General features: G+C 54.3%; 21 protein-coding genes. 8 read left to right on the top strand and 13 right to left on the bottom strand.

The window, feature by feature from the left end; all coding sequences use genetic code 11:
- Positions 1–227 precede the first annotated feature (227 nt).
- On the top strand, positions 228–1,196 hold the full coding sequence (locus F3I15_RS14555) for a deacetylase (RefSeq protein WP_150018401.1): 969 nt from the start codon (positions 228–230) through the stop codon (positions 1,194–1,196).
- Here the strand turns inward: F3I15_RS14555 and F3I15_RS14550 are convergent.
- Genes F3I15_RS14550 through rfaD form a run of 6 tightly spaced genes read right to left on the bottom strand, consistent with a single transcriptional unit; the run spans position 1,184 to position 7,567 of the window.
- Positions 1,184–2,185, bottom strand: coding sequence for a glycosyltransferase (locus F3I15_RS14550; protein ID WP_150018400.1), 1,002 nt, complete (start codon positions 2,183–2,185; stop codon positions 1,184–1,186). The two genes, F3I15_RS14555 and F3I15_RS14550, sit on opposite strands and share 13 nt — an antisense overlap.
- Complete coding sequence (locus F3I15_RS14545) at positions 2,182–3,438, bottom strand: O-antigen ligase (RefSeq protein ID WP_150018399.1); 1,257 nt, start codon at positions 3,436–3,438, stop codon at positions 2,182–2,184. The genes F3I15_RS14550 and F3I15_RS14545 overlap by 4 nt, the downstream gene beginning before the upstream one ends.
- On the bottom strand, positions 3,425–4,606 hold the full coding sequence (locus tag F3I15_RS14540) for a glycosyltransferase (protein ID WP_150018398.1): 1,182 nt from the start codon (positions 4,604–4,606) through the stop codon (positions 3,425–3,427). The genes F3I15_RS14545 and F3I15_RS14540 overlap by 14 nt, the downstream gene beginning before the upstream one ends.
- Positions 4,603–5,571 (bottom strand): lipopolysaccharide heptosyltransferase RfaC, encoded by a 969-nt coding sequence (gene rfaC / locus F3I15_RS14535; RefSeq protein WP_150018397.1) that lies wholly within the window; start codon positions 5,569–5,571, stop codon positions 4,603–4,605. The genes F3I15_RS14540 and rfaC overlap by 4 nt, the downstream gene beginning before the upstream one ends.
- Entirely contained in the window at positions 5,559–6,617 is a 1,059-nt protein-coding gene (gene rfaF / locus F3I15_RS14530) for an ADP-heptose--LPS heptosyltransferase RfaF (RefSeq protein ID WP_150018396.1), read from the bottom strand. The genes rfaC and rfaF overlap by 13 nt, the downstream gene beginning before the upstream one ends.
- A gap of 17 nt (positions 6,618–6,634) precedes the next feature.
- The gene (gene rfaD, locus F3I15_RS14525) at positions 6,635–7,567 is read right to left on the bottom strand and encodes an ADP-glyceromanno-heptose 6-epimerase (RefSeq protein WP_150018395.1); all 933 of its coding nucleotides are present in this window, start codon (positions 7,565–7,567) and stop codon (positions 6,635–6,637) included.
- A gap of 230 nt (positions 7,568–7,797) precedes the next feature.
- Between rfaD and F3I15_RS14520 the strand changes: the two genes are divergently transcribed.
- On the top strand, positions 7,798–9,009 hold the full coding sequence (locus tag F3I15_RS14520) for a glycine C-acetyltransferase (RefSeq protein WP_150018394.1): 1,212 nt from the start codon (positions 7,798–7,800) through the stop codon (positions 9,007–9,009).
- Positions 9,006–10,034, top strand: coding sequence for an L-threonine 3-dehydrogenase (gene tdh / locus F3I15_RS14515; RefSeq protein WP_150018393.1), 1,029 nt, complete (start codon positions 9,006–9,008; stop codon positions 10,032–10,034). The genes F3I15_RS14520 and tdh overlap by 4 nt, the downstream gene beginning before the upstream one ends.
- Before the next feature lie 30 nt (positions 10,035–10,064).
- Here the strand turns inward: tdh and F3I15_RS14510 are convergent, their stop codons facing one another.
- The 4 genes from F3I15_RS14510 to envC all read right to left on the bottom strand — a co-directional run bounded on the left by F3I15_RS14510 (position 10,065) and on the right by envC (position 14,505).
- Entirely contained in the window at positions 10,065–10,976 is a 912-nt protein-coding gene (locus F3I15_RS14510; RefSeq protein WP_150018392.1) for a glycosyltransferase family A protein, read from the bottom strand.
- Positions 10,969–12,198 carry a glycosyltransferase gene (locus F3I15_RS14505; RefSeq protein WP_150018391.1) on the bottom strand — a complete coding sequence of 410 codons (1,230 nt, stop codon included), beginning with the start codon at positions 12,196–12,198 and terminating at the stop codon, positions 10,969–10,971. Before F3I15_RS14505 ends, F3I15_RS14510 begins: the two co-directional genes overlap by 8 nt.
- A gap of 102 nt (positions 12,199–12,300) precedes the next feature.
- On the bottom strand, positions 12,301–13,200 hold the full coding sequence (locus F3I15_RS14500; RefSeq protein WP_223810718.1) for a divergent polysaccharide deacetylase family protein: 900 nt from the start codon (positions 13,198–13,200) through the stop codon (positions 12,301–12,303).
- A gap of 3 nt (positions 13,201–13,203) precedes the next feature.
- Positions 13,204–14,505 carry a murein hydrolase activator EnvC gene (gene envC, locus F3I15_RS14495; protein ID WP_150018389.1) on the bottom strand — a complete coding sequence of 434 codons (1,302 nt, stop codon included), beginning with the start codon at positions 14,503–14,505 and terminating at the stop codon, positions 13,204–13,206.
- Between the two features lie 249 nt (positions 14,506–14,754).
- Here envC and F3I15_RS14490 point away from each other — a divergent pair, with 249 nt between their 5' ends.
- The 5 genes from F3I15_RS14490 (at position 14,755) to cysE (ending at position 17,865) form a co-directional block, all read left to right on the top strand.
- Positions 14,755–15,186 carry a rhodanese-like domain-containing protein gene (locus F3I15_RS14490; RefSeq protein WP_039381227.1) on the top strand — a complete coding sequence of 144 codons (432 nt, stop codon included), beginning with the start codon at positions 14,755–14,757 and terminating at the stop codon, positions 15,184–15,186.
- A gap of 18 nt (positions 15,187–15,204) precedes the next feature.
- Positions 15,205–15,459: a glutaredoxin 3 gene (gene grxC, locus F3I15_RS14485; protein WP_039381226.1), complete on the top strand. Its 255-nt coding sequence runs from the start codon at positions 15,205–15,207 to the stop codon at positions 15,457–15,459.
- Between the two features lie 40 nt (positions 15,460–15,499).
- On the top strand, positions 15,500–15,964 hold the full coding sequence (secB, locus tag F3I15_RS14480; RefSeq protein ID WP_039381225.1) for a protein-export chaperone SecB: 465 nt from the start codon (positions 15,500–15,502) through the stop codon (positions 15,962–15,964).
- Positions 15,964–16,983, top strand: coding sequence for an NAD(P)H-dependent glycerol-3-phosphate dehydrogenase (gpsA, locus tag F3I15_RS14475; RefSeq protein WP_150018388.1), 1,020 nt, complete (start codon positions 15,964–15,966; stop codon positions 16,981–16,983). The genes secB and gpsA overlap by 1 nt, the downstream gene beginning before the upstream one ends.
- 66 nt (positions 16,984–17,049) lie before the next feature.
- Positions 17,050–17,865 carry a serine O-acetyltransferase gene (cysE, locus tag F3I15_RS14470; protein ID WP_039381223.1) on the top strand — a complete coding sequence of 272 codons (816 nt, stop codon included), beginning with the start codon at positions 17,050–17,052 and terminating at the stop codon, positions 17,863–17,865.
- On the opposite strand, the gene trmL is transcribed toward cysE, so the two are convergent.
- From trmL to cpxR, 3 genes are read right to left on the bottom strand one after another with little or no spacing between them, the layout of a single operon-like run.
- Positions 17,862–18,335 carry a tRNA (uridine(34)/cytosine(34)/5-carboxymethylaminomethyluridine(34)-2'-O)-methyltransferase TrmL gene (gene trmL / locus F3I15_RS14465; RefSeq protein WP_150018387.1) on the bottom strand — a complete coding sequence of 158 codons (474 nt, stop codon included), beginning with the start codon at positions 18,333–18,335 and terminating at the stop codon, positions 17,862–17,864. The two genes, cysE and trmL, sit on opposite strands and share 4 nt — an antisense overlap.
- A gap of 35 nt (positions 18,336–18,370) precedes the next feature.
- Positions 18,371–19,747: an envelope stress sensor histidine kinase CpxA gene (gene cpxA / locus F3I15_RS14460; protein WP_039381221.1), complete on the bottom strand. Its 1,377-nt coding sequence runs from the start codon at positions 19,745–19,747 to the stop codon at positions 18,371–18,373.
- Positions 19,744–20,451, bottom strand: a complete 708-nt coding sequence (gene cpxR / locus F3I15_RS14455) for an envelope stress response regulator transcription factor CpxR (RefSeq protein WP_150018386.1) — start codon at positions 20,449–20,451, stop codon at positions 19,744–19,746. The genes cpxA and cpxR overlap by 4 nt, the downstream gene beginning before the upstream one ends.
- Positions 20,452–20,494: the final 43 nt, after the last annotated feature.

The raw sequence follows: 20,494 nt of genomic DNA, 5'->3' as shown, positions 1-20,494 counted from the left end.
TCCGATATGAGTACGTTTATCGGCAAATGAACCAATGCTGTAAAAAGTCTGCCATAACTGCGCGCGGTAAGCAGCTAAAGATAAATCCGGTCTGCTTTTTATTCGCGCTATTCTGGTTTACCCGGAGCGCTGTTCCCTGACCCGGCCAGCGGCGCTGGAAAAGTTTGCGCCTGCCACAGGCGGTGCGTACCATAGTGACGATAACAGTGAAATATACCGGACAAGTTATGGAAAAGCCTGCCTTTTTAATTACCCTGGATACGGAAGGCGATAACCTGTGGCGCAACCGCAGCGGAAAGGTGACAACGCATAACGTCAGCTTCCTGCCCCGCTTTCAGAGGCTGTGCGAAAAGTATGGCTTCAAACCCACCTGGCTGACGAATTACGAAATGGCGAGCGATCCTGCCTATGTAGAGTTCGGGCAGGATTTACTGGCCCGCGGACAGGGGGAGATCGGTATGCATCTTCACGCCTGGTATAGCCCGCCGGAATATAAACTGACGCAGGATGACTGGCGTTATCAGCCCTATCTGATTGAGTACCCTGAGTCCGTTTTACGCGATAAGGTCGCCTTTATGACGGCGTTGCTGGAGGATGCATTTCAGCAAAAAATGACCAGTCATCGCGCCGGCCGCTGGGCTTTTAACGAAGTTTATGCGCAGGCTTTAATCGATAACGGCTATCTGGTTGACTGCTCCGTCACGCCACGAGTCAGCTGGCGTAATTCATCCGGCGCCCCGCAGGGGAGCGGAGGAACCGACTATAGCCACTTTCCCGATCGCGCTTACTATATAGACACCAGCGATATCTCAAAGCCGGGTAACAGTTCGCTGCTGGAGTTGCCCATGAGCATTCAGTATCGCTACGGCGCGATGACCAACCAGTTTAAAAAGGTGTGGAATCAGCTGCGTGGCAAGCCGCGCGGCCCTTCAGTTAACTGGCTGCGCCCGACCGGCGGCAACCTGAATGAAATGAAAAAGGTTGCTGCGCAGACACTCAATCAGGGCAGTGATTACATCGAGTTTATGCTGCACTCCTCTGAATTCATGCCAGATGGCAGCCCCACGTTTAAAACGGAGGCGGACATCGACAGGCTGTACGACGATCTGGAGCAGCTCTTTATCTGGCTACAGCCACGGGTACAGGGAATGACGCTGACAGAGTATGCCTTGCATAAAAAAGCTCATGCACGCTGATGCGTTTCAGATTTGCGCTTTCTGAACCGGCTGTTCAGGTATGAGAAGAGTGTATCGACCTGAGGAAAGCGCAGCTGCAGATATTTTTTTGTCCTGCAGTTGCCCTTGCATATTATTGCCGCTGCGCGGAACAGCGTGATGGCAGAGCGTTCATAATAGTAATAGCCGTAGATGATTTTCGACATACTCTTTATTTCTTTAAAGCAGTCCATCAGCATATAGGATGCCAGGCGCTGACGGGAATTATCTTTATCTTTTGCCCAGGCAAGCATTTTCTGCATGGCAAAGATCAGATCATCGATATCGCTTTTTCTGACATTGCGCGTAATACCGCTTTTGTTATCGCGGTAAAAATAGAGCGTATTTTCCAGATGCGTAATCTTATCTGTCCTGAAATAGAGGAAAGGCGTAAAGATAACATCTTCGTAGCGCCTGCCTGATGCGAAGCTTTCACCGCTCAGCAGGGCGCGACGGTAAACCCGGTTCCACAGATGCCACATCGATTTTTGAAAGAGGGGTTCAAGACAATTTATCCCCTGAGTCTGAAAATCGTAGGCGATACGTTTTACATCGACGTTTTCCGCCTCATCAGGCGGCTGATGTTCAAAGCGCTGATAGTTAAAGTCGATTAAATCATCATTATCAGCCAGCAGCAGCGGCCTGATAACCGCAATATAGTGCCTGCTGACAATATCGTCTGCATCAATAAATGTGACAAATTTTCCCTGAGCATGCTGCAGGCCGATGTTGCGGGTCTCAGCAATACCAAAATTCTCTTGCTGCAGAAATCGTACCGTCTCGTGCTGTTGTGCCTGCAAAAAATCTTTTATCACTCTGACTGAGTTATCTGTTGAGCCATCGTCGATGATGATAACTTCAATGTCAGATTCAAGTTGCGTAAACAGCGATCGCAGGCAGGGAAGAATAAACTCCCCCGCATTAAAGCAGGGGATAATGATGCTTAAAACAGGTGGGGTCGATTTTGTCATTGATTTTTTTCCTGATGATGCGGGCCTTTCATCATGGAGAAAGCGAATATAATTGTCAGGCAATAGATCAGCGTACATTCTGTACTAAAGAAAATCACATCACTTAGCCCATAACCAATCAATGCCAGCGCCAGCGTCAGCAAAAGCGCATTGCCGCCGCGCCTGAATGCATAAACCAGCAACATAATATAGAAGTTCACCAATGCCAGCGCGCCGGCGATACCTTTTATCGAAAAGGTTTCCAGCACTTCGTTATGCATATGAACCGTCAGGTAGGGTAAGGCGCCATAAAGTTGTGGCTGCTGCTGAATGATCTTTCTGGCCAGCAGAGCCCGCTGTTCGGCTGACTGGCCCGCAGGTGACTCGGTGCCGGTTTGCAGAGCAATAATCTGCATACTCAGGCGGGAGACAACTGAGTTCTCACCGCGATTTTTATGCATATCTGCAATATTTTGCTGAAACTCATCGATGCGATTAGCAATCTTTTCTTTGAATATCAGTGAGCCAGCGATAAACAGCGCTGGAATAATGACAAAAAGTGCGACTTTATATCTTCTGCTGATAACATTTTTTGAAAATAAGACAAGTATCAGGGCCAGTACGGGAAAAAGAAGCATTGCCGCACGCGTGCCGGTCAGAATAATGGCAAGATAGCTAAACAGAAAGGCTGCGGGAAAAAGGAAAAGCTTAAGTTTGTTTTTCTGCAACAGAATCGCTTTGAGAAATAGTAAATTGACAGCGCTGATAATATAGGCAGCCATGGTAGCCCGATCAAAGTTCAGCTCAACGCGGCGAAGATGCAGCCAGACACCCTGATAGATGGCGTAGGCATTAACTGCCAGGCCAGTCAGCAGTGCGGCAAGGATGGCTTTTTGGCGCAAATCGCTTTTGTCATTTAAAACAAAGAAAAGAATAAATGCGCCCGATATCTGCAAGCGGCCTGTTGACTGATACTGACGATAGAGGCTGATAAAATCGCCAGGCTGTTTATAGACCGCGGTCCAGATGATACTGGCGATACCCACCAGCAACATAGCTACAGGCAAAGCGATATTTATTCGCAATTTAGCGTAATATAAGGCATGAGTAGCTATGACAATAAAAGCAATATAGCTGGTTATATAAAATACGTTGCGGCCAAAGCTGCCACCAAAGGGTGCTGTAAGCAGCGCAGTTGCGCATCCAAAAAATATCAGGGTACTTATTGCTGAGTGAGGAGCTTCACGCCTTGCCAGATAATTACTGATTTGCATTTTTTATATTCGCAATCTCGGTTAAAGAACTCTCTATTTCATGTCTGAAATACGCATAGTCAAAGTGCTTCATAGTCCAGCTTTTAGCGTTTTCACTGTATGTCTGATAGTTCTCTTTTTGTATCAGAAATTCAAACGCATCAGCACAATCGATATGAGAAAGCAGCATCGGTTCTGTCATGTCATCTTTTATCGGATCATACACCTGATAAGGGAAATTGACGTCAATTCCCGTCAGCTGCTGATGTTCACTCAAAGAAACTTTTGGTGCTAAGCCGACGCCGCAAATTTTGTCTGCAATCACTTCAGGCTGACCGTCGACAAAAGGAAAAATGACAGGTACGCCAAAATAGAGTGCTTCCATACAGGAGAGCCCAAAAGGCTCGGTCACCGGCGTGCTCATGTAAATATCAACGCGATTGAAAAATTCGGCAATATTATGCTGAAAGCCACTGAACCTGACACGCTCTGCTATGCCAAGCCGCTGCGCTAAATCTTCAAATGCTTCGCGGTCAGGGCCTTTGCCGGCAACTTCAAGCGTGACATTATGCCCGCGCGTTAACAGCTCTTTCATCATCAGAAGCGAAACGGAGATCCCTTTCAGACCCACCTGACGTGATGCCGTTCCGATTCTGACTGGCTGGCTAAGCTGCCGCACTGCAGGATCTATTCCCTGGGGCGTAACGAGACGGTTAATTACGACTTTATGCAGGCAGGGCAGATTAAAACGGTGCTGCATTACGCTGGACGACGCCCGCGAGGCGGAAATAACCCCATCCAGCATGGCCATAAATGCAAGCGTTTTACCGTTCTTTGGATAACGCCAGGAACAGCCGTGATCGTAATAAACCAGTTTTGCCTTGCGGGGTTTAGCGGTAAGCCGGGGAACCAGATCCCAGACGATAATCATATCGGCATTACTGGCATTTACGCGTTTTTGCAGCAGGTGCTTGCGCAGAAACTGCGGGCTTTTCAGACGAAAGCGCGGAAACAGCCGGTTAGCGAAGGTAACGTGCTGCCGGGGCATCTGCTGCAAAATATCCGGGTCGATCTGATTGCTGATGCAGATAACGTCATCGCTTCCGTCGGAGACGTCATTAATGTACTGAAGGAACAGCCGCTCAACGCCGCCCATTTTACCTAAATTGATAATGTGCAGTTTCTTCATGCCAGCACCTGCTTTAATGTCTCCAGCACCCTATCCGGCATGATATCTGCCATGCTGTCACCCTGAACCGGGCGCAGCGCATGCTGGTTTCTGCCGTAACCGCCAATCAGCCCCGGGTCGGTGGGACCGAACAGCGTAATATTGGGTCTGTCCAGCGCTGCGGTCAGATGGCTGAGCCCGGTGTCCACCGAGACCACTGCGCGCGCACCTGCCAGCTGCTGCGCCACCTGCTCCAGCGTCAGTTTTGGCAGGACTTCCACATGGGAAAAGCCCTCTGCCAGCCGCTGCGCGCGCTGCTGTTCATGTATTGCGCCCCACGGCAGCCTGATTTGCAGGCCGGTGGGCTGCAGTAGCCTGATCAGCTCGCGCCAGTGCGCTTCCGGCCAGTGTTTATTGTCGCGGGTTGTGGCGTGCAGAAACACCAGCCAGCTGGGGGCTGCTTCGGTCCGGGGAGTCAGAAAATGTGCCGCGATGGCGTAATCGCCCTGGGTGGCAGGCTTTTCATAGCCCAGACTTTTCGCAAACAGCTCACGCGTGCGCTCAACGGCGTGCTGCTGCTTGCTGACCTCATGACGCCTGTCGTACCACCAGCTCGCAAAAGGCTCACGCGCGCTGCGGCTGTCCAGACCATGCTTCGTGCCGGTTGCCAGACGCGTCACCAGGGCTGCGCTTTTAATCAGGCCCTGTGCGTCAATAACCACATCATACTGGCGCGACTGCAAATTGCGCTTAAACGCGACGCGCTCTTCGCGCTGCTGACTGCCAAACCAGTGTTTGCGCCAGCGGCGGATCGCAACCGGCAGAACTTTATCTACGGCAGGATGCCAGCCGGGGATCTGAGCAAAATTTTCTTCCACTACCCAGTCAAAGCGGATACCTGGCAGCGCCTGCATGGCATCGGTAAGCGCGGGCAGCGTATGGAGAACATCTCCCATCGAAGAAGTTTTAACGATTAAAACGTGCATGTCTGCTCCTGCCCCGGCTGTAGCAGCGCGCTCAGGGTCTGATGCACGCGCGCAGGGGTAATGTCGATCAGGCTCTGATGATAACCCTCAGCGGCATCGCCTTTACGCACCTTGTGATAGCCGCTGATCAACCGGATAACGCGGGCCTGACGGGAAAGCGGCGGCGTGAAATCCGGGCTGCTCGGGCCATACAGCGCGACCAGCGGCCGGTTGAGCGCCGCCGCAATGTGCATCAGACCGGAATCGTTGCTGACCACGGCGCGACAGTGGGCGAGCAGGATCACTGCCTGCTCCAGCTGCGTCTCACCCGCCAGATTTTTGCCGTGCGCGCGCAACGGCTCAGGCAGCGCCTGCAGAATTGACTCGCCGGTATCGCGATCTTTGGCTGAGCCAAACAGCACGACCTGGTAGCCTTCTGCGATTAGCTGTTCTGCCAGGGCAGCATAGTGATAATGCGGCCAGCGTTTCGCCGGTCCAAACTCTGCTCCCGGACAAAAGCCGATAACCGGACGATCGGCGGAGAGGCCAAACTGCGCGGCCGTCATGCGCTTTTCGTCGTCCTCTACGCGCAGCTGCGGCCATAGCAGCGGCTGCGGCAGCTGCTGAGCAGAGGTCACCGGCGTGTCGTACGCCAGCGCAACATAGCGCTCTACCATTAGCGGAAACGCCGCTTTGTCCAGCACCCGCACATCATTGAGCACGCCGTAACGCATTTCACCACGCCAGCCGGTGCGGCGCGGTATGCCGGCGAAAAAGGGGACCAGCGCCGATTTAAACGAATTTGGCAATACGTAAGCGCGATCGTAACCGCTGGCCTGCAGGGTTTTGCCGAGACGACGGCGTTCGCCCAGCGCCAGCGCGCCGTGCCCCAGCGGCATCGCCAGCGCCTGATTCACTTCCGGCATGCGTGACAGCAGCGGGCGGCACCACGCGGGTGCCATAACATCAATGACCGCATCAGGATGCGCCACCTTGAGAGTGCGATAGAGACTTTGCGACATCATCATATCGCCGACCCAGGAAGGGCCAATAACCAGAATTTTCATCGCTGATGCGGGTGTCCTTATGCGTTGCGATTCAGCCAGGCCATGTACTCGCCCACGCCCTGTGCGACAGTTTTAAATGGCTTGTCATAGCCCGCTTCACGCAGTTTTGTCAGATCGGCCTGGGTAAATGCCTGATAGCGTCCTTTGAGTTTATCCGGGAAAGGAATGTACTCAATCTGGCCCTGCTGATGGAATTTAAGCACGGCATCAGCCACTTCCTGGAACGATTCTGCGCGTCCGGTGCCGCAGTTATAGATACCGGATATGCCGTTCTCCCAGCACCACAGGTTTACAGCCACAACATCATCTACATGAATAAAATCACGGCGGAAGCTGTCGCTGCCTTCAAACAGCTTAGGATTTTCGCCGTTGCTGATTTGCGTATTCAGATGAAATGCCACGCTGGCCATACTGCCTTTGTGCCCTTCGCGCGGACCATACACATTGAAATAGCGGAAACCACACACCGGCGAATCCGCTTCAGGCAGAATCTGACGCACGTAGTGATCGAACAGCATTTTTGAATAGCCATAGACGTTCAGCGGCTCTTCATACTGGCGCTCTTCAATAAAGTTTTCATTGCGGCCACCATAGGTCGCGGCAGAAGAGGCGTAGAGAAACGGGATCTCGCGCTCAAGGCAGAAATGCAGCAGATCTTTAGAGTACTGATAGTTGTTATCCATCATGTACTTGCCATCCCACTCGGTGGTGGCGGAGCAGGCACCTTCATGGAATACCGCTTCAATCGGCCCCAGATCTTCGCCTGACATGATGTAAGAGAGAAACTCCTCTTTATCCATATAATCAGCGATATCCAGATCTGCCAGATTGACAAATTTGGTGCCATCTTTCAGGTTATCCACGACCAGAATGTCGCTATGACCGCGATCGTTAAGCGCTTTAACGATGTTGCTGCCAATCATGCCAGCGCCGCCGGTAACGATAATCATATGCTTAGCCTTTAATCAGTTAGGGTGAAACAGAAGGTTTCACGCACGAATACTTATCATCATAACATTTCAGCCCTGTCCGGACAGCCAGATGCGTGAGGCGTATCGCACAAACGCTGACCACGGCGTGAACTATGCTGCAAAACGAACATTTAACTGGCTGAAATATCGTCTGCCTGCTATTTGCTCAGTAAGATGCTCCGGTAATTGGCGATCTAAGGAGCAGAATCATGTCCGATCAGTTTTATTCGCAAATCCGTCAGCAGCTTGAGACAACGCATCAGGACGGATTGTTCAAACAGGAGCGTCGTATTACGTCAGCTCAGCAGGCGGAGATCAGCGTTGATCACGGCACGCCGGTCATTAACTTTTGTGCCAATAACTATCTCGGTCTGGCGAATCATCCGGCGCTGATTCAGGCAGCGAAAGAGGGGATGGATTCCCACGGCTTTGGTATGGCGTCAGTGCGCTTTATCTGCGGTACGCAGGATACGCATCAGCAGCTGGAGCGTAAGCTGGCTGACTTTCTTGGTATGGAAGCGTCCATTCTTTTCTCCTCCTGTTTTGACGCTAACGGCGGTCTGTTTGAGGCGCTGCTGGGTCCGGAGGATGCCATTATTTCCGATGCGCTGAATCACGCCTCCATCATTGATGGCATACGCCTGTGTAAGGCGCAGCGCTATCGCTACGCCAATAACGATATGCAGGCGCTGCGTACCTGCCTGCAGGAGGCGCGCGATAAAGGTGCCCGGCATATCGCGATCGCTACCGATGGCGTGTTCTCTATGGATGGCGTGATTGCCAACCTGCAGGGAATTTGCGACCTGGCGGAGGAGTTTAATGCGCTGGTCATCGTCGATGATTCTCACGCGGTGGGCGTTATCGGCGCAACGGGGCGCGGTACGCATGAATACTGCGACGTGATGGATCGCGTTGATATCCTCACGGGAACCTTAGGTAAAGCGCTGGGCGGTGCCTCTGGCGGCTATGTGGCCGCGAAAAAAGAGGTCGTGGAGTGGCTGCGTCAGCGTGCTCGTCCCTATCTGTTTTCTAACTCGCTGGCCCCGGCAATTGTCGCGGCCTCGCTGCGGGTGCTGGATCTGCTAAGTGAGGGTGACGGTCTGCGCCAGCGGCTATGGGATAACGCGCGCTTCTTCCGGGAGAAGATGACCGCGGCAGGCTTCACGCTGGCCGGCGCCGATCACGCCATTATTCCGGTGATGCTGGGTGAGGCAAACGTGGCGCAGCAGTTTGCCACGCTGCTGCAGCAGGAAGGCATTTACGTCACCGGCTTTTTCTATCCGGTGGTGCCGCAGGGCCAGGCGCGCATCCGCACGCAGATGTCTGCCGCTCATACGCAGGCGCAGCTGGAACAGGCTGTCGCCGCTTTTATCCGCGTTGGCCAGCGGCTGGGCGTGATTGCTGCAGGAGCAGAACAATGAAAGCACTTGCCAAACTGAAAGCTGAAGAGGGGATCTGGATGGTGCAGGATGCACCGGTGCCGGAGCCCGGTCATAACGATCTGCTGATTAAGATCCGCAAAACCGCTATTTGCGGTACGGATATCCACATCTACAACTGGGATGAGTGGTCGCGTAAAACCATTCCGGTCCCGATGATTACCGGACATGAGTATGTCGGTGAAGTCGTCGGCATGGGACAGGAGGTAAAAGGCTTCGCCATCGGCGATCGCGTTTCCGGCGAGGGGCATATTACCTGCGGCCACTGCCGCAACTGCCGGGCAGGGCGGACGCACCTGTGCCGCAATACGGTGGGCGTGGGGGTCAATCGGCAGGGCTGCTTCGCGGAGTATCTGGTTATCCCGGCATACAACGCGTTTAAAATTCCCGATAACATTTCTGACGAACTGGCAGCCATCTTTGATCCGTTCGGCAACGCCGTACATACCGCGCTGTCATTTGATCTGCCCGGTGAAGATGTCCTGATCTGCGGCGCCGGGCCAATTGGTATTATGGCTGCCGCCGTCTGCAGGCACGCAGGTGCCCGTCACGTTGTGATCACTGATGTGAATGAATACCGTCTGAGTCTGGCACGCGAGATGGGCGTGACCCGTGCGGTTAACGTGGCGCAGGAAAATCTGCGCGACGTAATGCAGGATCTCGGTATGACCGAAGGATTCGACGTCGGGCTGGAGATGTCAGGCGCACCGGCAGCTTTCCGCACGATGCTGGAAACCATGAATCATGGCGGGCGCATTGCGCTACTCGGTATTCCACCCGGCGACATGTCGATCGACTGGAATCTGGTTATCTTCAAGGGGCTGTTTATCAAAGGGATTTATGGCCGTGAGATGTTTGAAACCTGGTACAAGATGGCGGCGCTGATTCAGTCCGGACTGGATCTCACGCCGGTGATCACCCACCGCTATCATATCGACGCGTTTCAGCAGGGGTTTGACGACATGCGCTCCGGACGGTCAGGGAAAGTGGTGCTGAGCTGGGATTAAACGGACTCCGGCCCGCAGGCCGGAGTAGTATCAGCCGCGTTTTTTCTCTTCATCCGTCAGGTAGCGTACTTTGCGCGTATAGTCCTGACCTTTAAACTGCAGCGGCTGCGCCGGGTCCTGCAGGTACTTCTGCCATTCGCTTAACGGAAAACCGCCGTGTGCGCCAATGACCTCAGGCGGAATGACCGCTGCCGTTCCGCCAATGCGCTTGGAGACCGGCCAGTTTGCCCACTCGCCCAGGTTAACCGTAACCAGATCGAGCATATCCAGCAGCGCAGAGAGCGGCAGCTGATCGGTGGGGGGCTGATTATCATTCATCAGTTCCCAGGTATCCTGAAACAGCGTCAGCCACAGCGGGCAGATACGCTTCCAGGTCTGACGCGTGGCGGCCAGATAAGCGCCGTTGACATGGTCAACCAGATAGGGCCGGATGGCGGGTTTATAGTAAGCCGGGATCTGCTCCTCAGCCGCGTTTTCAAGTTTGGCAATCATTCTGCCTTCTCTGAAGCTGGAGTAAAGATGGCCTTCACGCAGGCTGAGGGCCGGATCTTTAAGCAGATTGAGGTCAGAGTCGATCATCAGAATCGCGTCACCGCTGGCCTGCAAAGGCGCCTGCAGTTTGATCAGCCGGCTGCGGTAAATCTGTTTATAACGATAGCGCTCTTCGCGGTGCGGAATGGTCAGCGTGGCAACGCGGGTCTTTGCCGGCAGCTCACCAAATTTTATCGCGGGCTGGTCGCTGACGATAACAATCTCCGTGACGCTGGTGGCAAAACGGCTGGCAAAGCAGGCGCTGAGCAGCGCTTCTTCAATATAGTCCTCACCCGCACACGGGATCACCACGGAGGTGACAGGAGTCGTGCCCTGCACGCGACTCTGGCTGTAGGGAATATTGTGCCGCGCGCGAATATGGCGGAAACGTTTATTAAAAAAATTAAGCATGACTCTTTTCCTGAATAACATTAGCCAGAACCGTTTCTACGCCCTGAATATAGTTTTCAATAGCGTAATGTTCGCGTACCTTTCCGGCAGCCGTGTCGGTTAATTTCTGACGTAATTCTCTGTTCTCCCACAGAGCGATCAGCTGCTGTGTCAGCTCTGCAATATCACCATATTCAAACAGCAACCCGGTCTGGTTGTGTTCAATCAGCTCAGCTGTCCCGGTTACCCGCGATCCGATAACGGCGGTATTGACCAGCATCGCTTCAAGCACCACGCGGGGTAAGCCCTCACTTTGCGAGGCCAGTATGAACGTGTCGAACGCGGCCAGAAAATCCAGCGCATTATTTTTAAAACCGGTGAAAACGATGCGGTCAGCAATCTGCTCTTTTTCTGCCAGCTGTGCAAGGTTAGCCTGTTCCGAACCAGTACCGACAATCAGCATTTTCCAGTCAGCGTGAGGGTAAAGGCGATGAAACCGGCCCAGTGCGCTCAGCGTGTGGTGATTGGCTTTACGCGCTATCAGCGACCCAATAGAGCCAAACACAAAGGTCTCTGGTGCAATCTGCAGCGCCTGACGAACCGCGGTACGATCGGGTAACGGCTGGTGGATATCGATGGCATTGCTGACGGTATGGCAGAGGTGCTGATGGACACCATGACGCTGCAGCGTATGACTGACACCGTGTGAAACACAGATAATCGCCTCACAGTCCCGGTTCAGCATCGTGACCAGCTGGCGATTCAGTACCGGGTCAATACGGCAGTGCTGAACTACCGGAATACCAAGCGGGCGGGCTGCCAGATAGCCCTCAGTGTTGGTACTGGGCTGATTATTCATATAAAGCAGGTCAAACTGCCCGGATTGCAGAAGCGCGCCAATCTTGTGCGCGTTCGGGATAATACGCCATCGGCGATCCACAAAATGAATCGCGTTTTTTCTGCTCTCTTTGCTGAAAAAAAGCAGCGTGCGGACTATTTCTTTGCTGATTTTTGCCCAGAGAGGTTGTTTGCGCTGCGGAATAAACGTCACCGGAATCGTTAACGATCCAAGAATTTGCTCGATGGTTTCGTTATTGCCGCGCGAATAATTATGATAAAAGCAGCAGGTAATATCGAACTGGTTACGATCGATCCGCTTCAGTAATTCCAGCATGCTATTCGTGCCGCCGCCCCACTCGCGGCCATTATCAAGCAGTAGAATTTTTCGTTTATGCGGCGTCATTCCTGCTGATGTCCTTGTTCTGTGCCGTGAGTTTTCCGGCAAGAGTATAAACTTTCTGGCTGCAATGTGAATGTCAGCGGTGCGGTTGCCCGCACCGCTGATTTAAAACAGCGCTTTCAGTTTGAGCATAAAAGGATTCTGCATCAGGCCTTCGCCGATAATTTCCACTGCCCGCTGCTGCGGCACTGGGGCGGCGCTGACTTTACAGATGGCAGGTACGCGGAAGCGCACGCTTACGGGTTTAGCCGGAGAGGCTGCGGCAGGTTTTGCGCTGTGACGCAGCGGCTCATTCAGCAGCTGCCCTGGCGTAACCAGCGTAATATCAGCCGGAAGGGAAGGCAGCATCTGCTGCAGCACGCGCACTGTTGTCGGGTGCGGATGGCCGATAGCGATAGCAAACCCGTCCCGCTGTGCCAGCTTAACTGCACGGGTAAACTGCTGCCGTACCATCGCTTCATTTTGATTATCATCAAGAAACACGCGGCGCTTCACCACTTTGACCTGCGTTCCCTGCGCCGCTGCAACGGCCTGACTATTGCCAATGGTCATGCTGTCGAGAAAATAGTAGTTGTAGTGATTCAGCACCTGCATCACTTTCTGCATGCCGGGCAGGCTGGAGGTCATTTTACTGCCCATATGATTGTTCAGGCCAACCGCGTAGGGAACTTTATCGCTGGCTTCACGGATAATGCGGGCGATTTCGTCACTGCTCATCTCCGGCGTCAGGGTATCTTTTTCCAGCGGCTGTTTGCTGAGCGGCGCCATCGGCAGATGAATCAATACTTCATGACCGCGCTGATGGGCTTTGGTTGCCATCTCACGCGCATGCGGGGCGTTAGGCAGTACGGCAACGGAAATGGCCGCCGGCATCGCCAGCACTTTGTTCTCTTCGGTGGGACGGTAGCCAAAATCATCAATGACAATCGCTAATTTTGCCGCCTGCACGCTGAAACTCAGAAGAGCTCCGCATAACAGGGCGGGTAACGTTCGGGATAAAAACAGCACTTATCTTCCTAACCACGGTAGTGGGTTAACAGCTTTGCCCTGACGGCGGATCTCAAAATAGAGTGACGGCGTACCGCGGCCGCCGCTGGTACCTACCAGCGCCACCGGCTGACCAGCTTTGACCTGCGCACCGACGCTTACCAGTGCGCTCTGGTTATAGCCGTACAGGCTCATATCGCCTTTACCGTGCTCCAGCACCACAACCAGCCCGTAGCCCTGCAGCCAGTCGGCCATCAGTACCCGTCCATCCGCAATCGCTTTCACTTCGGTGCCTTCCGGTGCATCAATCACCAGTCCTTTCCAGCGTAGCTCACCCTGCATCGCCTCACCGAAGCGGTGTTCAATTCTGCCGCGTACCGGCCAGAAAGCCTGGCCACCTGCGCGCCCCAGCCCGCCGGTACGCGCCATCAGTTCACGCTCGCTCTGCGTGGGGGCATAGCTGGAGCCTTTCGCTTTGGCCTGCGCCTGACGCTGGCGCACCTTCTCAGCTTCGCGCGCCTCGCGCTCGGCCCGCTGACGCGCTTCGCGCTCTGCTTTGGCAATTTTATCCTGCAGACGGCTTTCGTTCTGACGCATTTCAACCAGGTCGGCCTGATCTTTTTCCAGCGCGTTCTCCAGCGCGGAGAGGGTCTTTTTGCGGGCGGCGCTGGCGTTTTCCAGTTTGCTTTGCTGCGCCTGCTGCTGAGCGAGCAGATTTTTTTGCTGCTGCTGTTTGCTCTGCATGGTCAGACGCTGCTCAGCCAGCTGCTGCCGGGTCTGCCGCAGCTCATCGATATTTTTTTGCCGCGCGGCGTTGAGGTAACCAAAATAGGCCAGGATGCGTTCACTGCGCTGCGCTTCTGCGCCGCCCAGCAGCAGCTGCACACCATTATGCTGCCCCTGACGAAAAGCGGCGTCGAGCTGCTGCGCCAGCAGGCTCTCCTGCTGCGTCTGCTGTTTTTCAAGGCGGGAGATAGAGGCGGTAAGCTGAGCAACCTCTTTGTCGAGCGTGCTTAAGCTGTTGCGCGTTTCGCGTAGCTGACGGCTCGCCTGCGCGATAATCTTCTCCTGACTGCGGAGCTGATCGAGCAGTTTACTGCGCTCGACTTTCTGCGCTTTAACGCTCTTCTCTTTTTCCGCGATACTTTGCTGAATGGTTTTTAGCTGCGCTTTATTGTCGTCAGCGCTGTAACCCGTAACAGGCAGCAAAAAAATACCCGCACACAGCAGGCTGAGGGAGAGGGGGGACCAGCGGAATACCAGCTGAGAAGCCGGGCCGTTGTAATGAGTCCTTGTAGGTGTAATGCGCGCTTTTCCCTTCATAGTTGATAATTATTCCACGATGAACAGCCGCTTACCAGTTATCCCGGCCAGCTTTTAGATTACGAAACGTGTCGCTTTAAAGCTTAGCGCGATAAACATTGTCTGAATTTTGCGATTAAAACATTTTTTTTGGAAAATGACGCACAAATCGTATCTCTGCCCGCATCGCGACTGTACATGCGAAGTGGCGCAGGTATACTCAGAACCCTTGTTTTAGCTTATAAGCCCGGTCTGGAGTCGTTACCTCTCATGCAAGAAATCATGCAGTTTGCAAGCAATCACCCCATCCTTAGTCTGGCATGGGTCGTTTTACTTATTCTGGTGATTGTGACCACCGTTAAAGGGATGTTCTCTAAGGTAAAAACCATCAGCCGTGGCGAAGCGACCCATCTGATTAATAAAGAGAACGCGGTGGTAGTAGACGTGCGTTCACGCGACGATTATCGCAAGGGACATATTTCCGGCGCGGTTAACGTAGCAGCAGCAGATATTAAAAAAGGCAGCTTCGGCGAGCTGGAAAAGCACAAGTCGCAGCCCATAATTGTGGTATGTGCCACCGGTCAGAGCGCGGGTGATTCAGCAGCAACGCTGAGCGCAGCAGGCTTTGAACATGTCGCTGTCCTGAAAGATGGCGTCAGCGGTTGGAGTGGCGAAAACCTGCCGCTGGTTCGCGGTAAATAATCATCTGAGGTATCCCGCATGGCTAATGTTGAGATTTACACCAAAGTAACCTGCCCATACTGCCATCGTGCAAAGGCGTTACTTGATCAGAAAGGCGTTTCTTATCAGGAGATCCCTATCGATGGGGACGCAATGAAACGTGAAGAGATGATCAGGCGCAGTGGCCGCACCACGGTGCCGCAGGTTTTTATCGACGCTCAGCACATCGGTGGCTGCGACGATCTCTACGCGCTGGACGGGCGTCAGGGACTCGATCCTCTGCTTCAGGCTTAACTCTTCTGCACTGATAATTATCACTTAAGGACTTAGTAACATGTCAGAACAAAGCACCAACGAAATGCAGTTCCAGATCCAGCGCGTTTATACCAAAGATGTCTCTTTTGAAGCGCCAAACGCACCTCAGGTTTTTCAGAAAGAGTGGGAGCCGGAAGTCAAACTGGATCTGGACACCGCCTCTTCTCAGCTGGCTGATGAAGTGTATGAAGTGGTGCTGCGCGTGACGGTAACCGCAACCGTAGGCGAAGAGACCGCATTCCTGTGCGAAGTACAGCAGGCGGGTATCTTTACCATCAGCGGGATTGATGGCACGCAGATGGCGCACTGCCTTGGCGCATACTGCCCGAACATTCTGTTCCCTTACGCACGTGAGTGCGTGACCAGCCTGGTTTCACGCGGTACGTTCCCGCAGCTCAATCTGGCTCCGGTTAACTTCGATGCGCTGTTCATGAACTACCTGCAGCAGCAAGGTGAAGGCGAAGCGCCACGTCAGGATGCCTGATGACAACACATAACGCGTCTATCAGCGTACTCGGTGCCGGCTCGTACGGCACCGCTCTCGCTATCACGCTGGCTCGCAACGGGCATCCGGTTCTGCTCTGGGGCCATAATCCGCAAAGCGTCGCCCGCCTGCAGGCTGACCGCTGTAACACCGCTTTCCTGCCCGATGTTCCTTTTCCCGATAATCTGATCCCTGAAGCCGATCTCGCCCAGGTCGTTCGCGCGAGCCGCGATCTGCTGGTGGTGGTACCGAGCCATGTTTTTGGCGACGTGCTGCAGCAGATTAAACCTTACCTGCGTACCGATTCCCGTATTGTCTGGGCCACCAAAGGCCTGGAAAAAGAAACCGGCCGTCTGCTGCAGGACGTTGCGCGGGAGATCCTGAGCGACGCTATTCCGCTGGCGGTAATTTCCGGGCCCACTTTTGCCAAAGAGCTGGCGGCCGGTTTACCTACCGCTATCGCACTTGCGGCGACCGATGCGGAGTTTGCTGACGATCTGCAGCAGAAGCTGCACTGCGGCAAAAGCTTCCGCGTGTATAACAATGCCGATTTTACCGGTGTTCAGCTGGGCGGGGCCGTTAAAAACGTTATCGCTATCGGTGCCGGCATCTCAGACGGTATCGGTTTCGGCGCTAACGCACGTACCGCACTGATCACCCGCGGCCTGGCAGAGATGAGCCGTCTGGGCGCAGCGCTGGGTGCCGATCCGGTGACGTTTATGGGTATGGCAGGACTGGGCGATCTGGTGCTGACCTGTACCGATAATCAGTCACGCAATCGCCGTTTTGGCATGATGCTGGGTCAGGGCGAGAGCGTTGAAGAGGCGCAACGCATTATCGGACAAGTTGTAGAAGGCTACAGAAACACCAAAGAAGTCAAAGCCCTGGCAGCGAGAATGGGCGTTGAAATGCCGATAACCGAGCAGATTTATCAGGTACTGTATTGCGAAAAAACGGCGCGAGAGGCAGCATTAAGCTTACTGGGCCGTGCAAGGAAGGACGAAAACAGCCCGGGCTAGAGCAGGATGCTCAGCACACCAACCTGTAGCGCCTCTGCGGCGCTTTTTTATCGGGAGTAAACAGCAATGTCGTCTGAAGAGTTAGAACTGGTCTGGAACCATATCAAAGCAGAAGCCAGAGCGCTGGCAGATTGCGAACCGATGCTGGCCAGCTTTTATCATGCGACGTTGCTGAAACATGAAAATCTCGGCAGTGCGCTCAGCTACATGCTGGCGAACAAGCTGGCGAATCCGATTATGCCTGCTATCGCCGTGCGTGAAATTGTTGAAGAAGCGTATCGTCAGGATCCGGAGATGATTGTCTCAGCGGCCTATGATATTCAGGCCGTACGCCAGCGCGATCCGGCAGTAGACAAATACTCTACGCCGCTGCTCTACCTGAAAGGCTTCCATGCGCTGCAGGCCTATCGTATTGGCCACTGGCTGTGGAAAGAGGGCCGCCGCGCGCTGGCTGTCTATCTGCAAAATGAGATCTCCGTTTCCTTCGCCGTTGATATTCACCCGGCGGCCCGTATCGGGCGCGGGATCATGCTGGATCACGCTACGGGTATTGTGATCGGCGAAACGGCCGTAGTAGAAAATGATGTCTCTATCCTGCAATCCGTTACGCTGGGCGGAACCGGCAAAACCAGCGGCGACCGCCATCCTAAAATTCGCGAAGGCGTTATGATTGGTGCCGGCGCTAAAATCCTCGGCAACATAGATGTAGGTCGCGGAGCAAAAATCGGTGCCGGCTCGGTGGTACTGCAGCCTGTTCCCCCGCATACCACCGCCGCCGGCGTTCCGGCGCGCATTGTGGGTAAACCCGCCAGCGATAAACCCTCAATGGATATGGATCAGCATTTTACCGGCGCCGGTTTTGAATATGGCGACGGGATTTAATCTCTGATCAGCGCGCCGGCGAAGTCGAGCTGGCGCCAGGCTTCATACACCACTACTGATACGGCATTAGAAAGGTTCATGCTGCGGCTTTCGGCGCGCATCGGGATGCGTATCTTCTGTTCGGCAGGCAGGGCGTCAAGGATTTCAGCGGGCAGGCCCCGGCTTTCCGGGCCAAACAGCAAATAGTCCCCGGCCTGATAGCTGACGGCGCTGTGCGCTGGCGTACCTTTCGTGGTCAGGGCAAACAGACGCTGCGGCGCCTCAGCCGCGAGGAAAGCGCTGTAGCTGGCGTGTTTTTTCAGCGCGGTATATTCATGATAATCAAGCCCGGCGCGGCGCAGCCGTTTGTCATCCCACGCAAAGCCAAGCGGCTCGATCAGATGCAGCTGAAAGCCGGTGTTAGCACACAGGCGGATGATATTACCGGTGTTGGGTGGTATTTCAGGTTCAAATAAAACAATGTTCAGCATAAGGCCCCCGCAATCAGGGGCCGAAGCATAACAAATTACTGGCGGGCAGAGTATAGCGGGAGCCAGAGCGTCAGACGCAGTCCGCCCAGCGGGCTGTTATCTGCTTTGACCCAGCCGCGATGCTGCTGTACGGCCGTCTCCACAATCGCCAGTCCAAGCCCGGTGCCGCCAGACTCGCGATCGCGCGCTTCATCAGTGCGATAAAACGGGCGGAAAATCTGCTCGCGATCTTCTTCGCTCACGCCCGGACCGTCATCATCTACGTGAACGGTAATGCCCTGTATATCCACCGAGAAGCTCACGCTGATGTGTGAATCAGAATAGCGCAGCGCATTGCGCACGATATTTTCCAGAGCGCTCTCCAGCGCATGCGGGTTGCCATACAGTGGCCACGGACCTGGCGGATAGGGCACTTCCATGGTTTTACCCATCTGTTCCGCTTCAAAGCGCGCATCCTCCAGCACGCCGTTCCACAGCTGGTTTGCTTTCATCGCCTCGCTGACCAGGGCGTTTTTATGCTGGGTACGTGACAGCACCAGCAGATCGTTGATCATGCCATCCAGCCGCTGCGCTTCTGTCTCAATGCGCTGCAGCTCTTTACCTTCGCCGTGACGACGGCGCAGCAGAGCCGTAGCCAGCTGGAGGCGCGTCAGCGGAGTGCGCAGTTCATGGCTGATGTCGGACAACAGGCGCTGCTGGGCAGTCATCATGCGCTCAAGCGCGCTGACCATCTGATTAAAACTGGATCCGGCCGCCAGAAACTCCTGCGGACCTGACTCCAGTTCAGGGTGCTGGCGCAGATTACCGCTGGCCACTTCATCCGCCGCATATTTCAGCTTACGCGCCGGTCGTGCCAGGCTCCATGCCAGCCAGAGCAGCAGCGGTGAGCTAATCAGCATCGTGACAATCAGCAGCAGCAGCGGCCGATCAAATAACAGGTTGATAAAATCGAGCTGGGAGCTGGTGGCTGGCCGGATCAGATAGAGCTGATAGTTATCTTCACCGTCACGTACGGCAAAGGGACCAACCATCTCAACGCGGCCATATTTTTTCTTCTGCGGGTGATCGGCGTTATCTGACTGACCGATAAAGTTGCGGATCACCTGCATTTCGTTGTGCTGTGCGCCGATGACCCGGCCTTCACTGGTGACCAGCAGCAGGCGCTGACCCGGCGGTGCCCATTTGTCGATAGCGCGAAACAGCCGGCGCCACCACATCAGGTCATTAGGCGGATCCTGAGAGAGCTCCGCTTCAACATGCTGTTCAATCATGGTGCCCTGCCGCTGTTCGCTTTCCATCAGAGCGGTCATCTGACGCGAATCGAGCTTGGGCACCATCAGGACCAGCATCAACACCAGCGCCAGCGTAAGCCAGAAGATGGCGAAGATGCGGGTCGTCAGACTGCCTATCATGATGCAGAAACCATCAGATAGCCGCGTCCGCGCAGCGTTTTGAACCATGGATGGCCATCACGACGCTCAGGGAGTTTGCGGCGCAGGTTGGAGATATGCATATCGATGGCACGGTCAAAGGGTGTCAGACGTTTGCCAAGCACTTCCTGACTGAGATGCTCGCGCGATACCACCTGGCCAAGATGCTGCGCCAGCAGGTAAAGCAGCGTGAACTCGGTGCCGGTGAGATCGAGCGTTTCGTTATCGAAGCTCGCCTCCTGACGCCCCGGATTCAGACGCAGGCAGTCGACTTCAAGCGTCGGCGAACTGGTATCGTGCTGCTGTTGCTGTTGCTGCTGCTCGCTCCAGTTTGAACGCCGCAGGATCGCGCGAATACGCGCCACCAGTTCGCGGTCATTGAACGGTTTAGGCAGGTAGTCGTCTGCCCCCAGCTCCAGCCCCAGAACGCGATCCAGTTCGCTGCCGCGCGCGGTCAGCATAATGACCGGCGTCTGATGCTGCTGACGCAGCTCTTTCAATGTATCGATACCGTTTTTCTTCGGCATCATGACATCCAGCAGCAGCAGGTCAACAGAGCTGTCCAGCAGGGTAAGTGCCTGCTCTCCATCGCTGGCTACAATGACTTCAAACCCTTCCATTTCGAGTAATTCTTTAAGCAGCGAAGTTAATTCGCGGTCGTCATCTACCAACAGGATTTTATTCATTTTTTATTGCCCTCCGCAGGCAAAATACCGTGTTCCCACACTG

The organism is Pantoea sp. M_9 (assembly GCF_008631385.1).
GTDB lineage: Bacteria > Pseudomonadota > Gammaproteobacteria > Enterobacterales > Enterobacteriaceae > Pantoea > Pantoea eucrina.
This window is presented reverse-complemented; position numbering and strand designations above follow the sequence as displayed.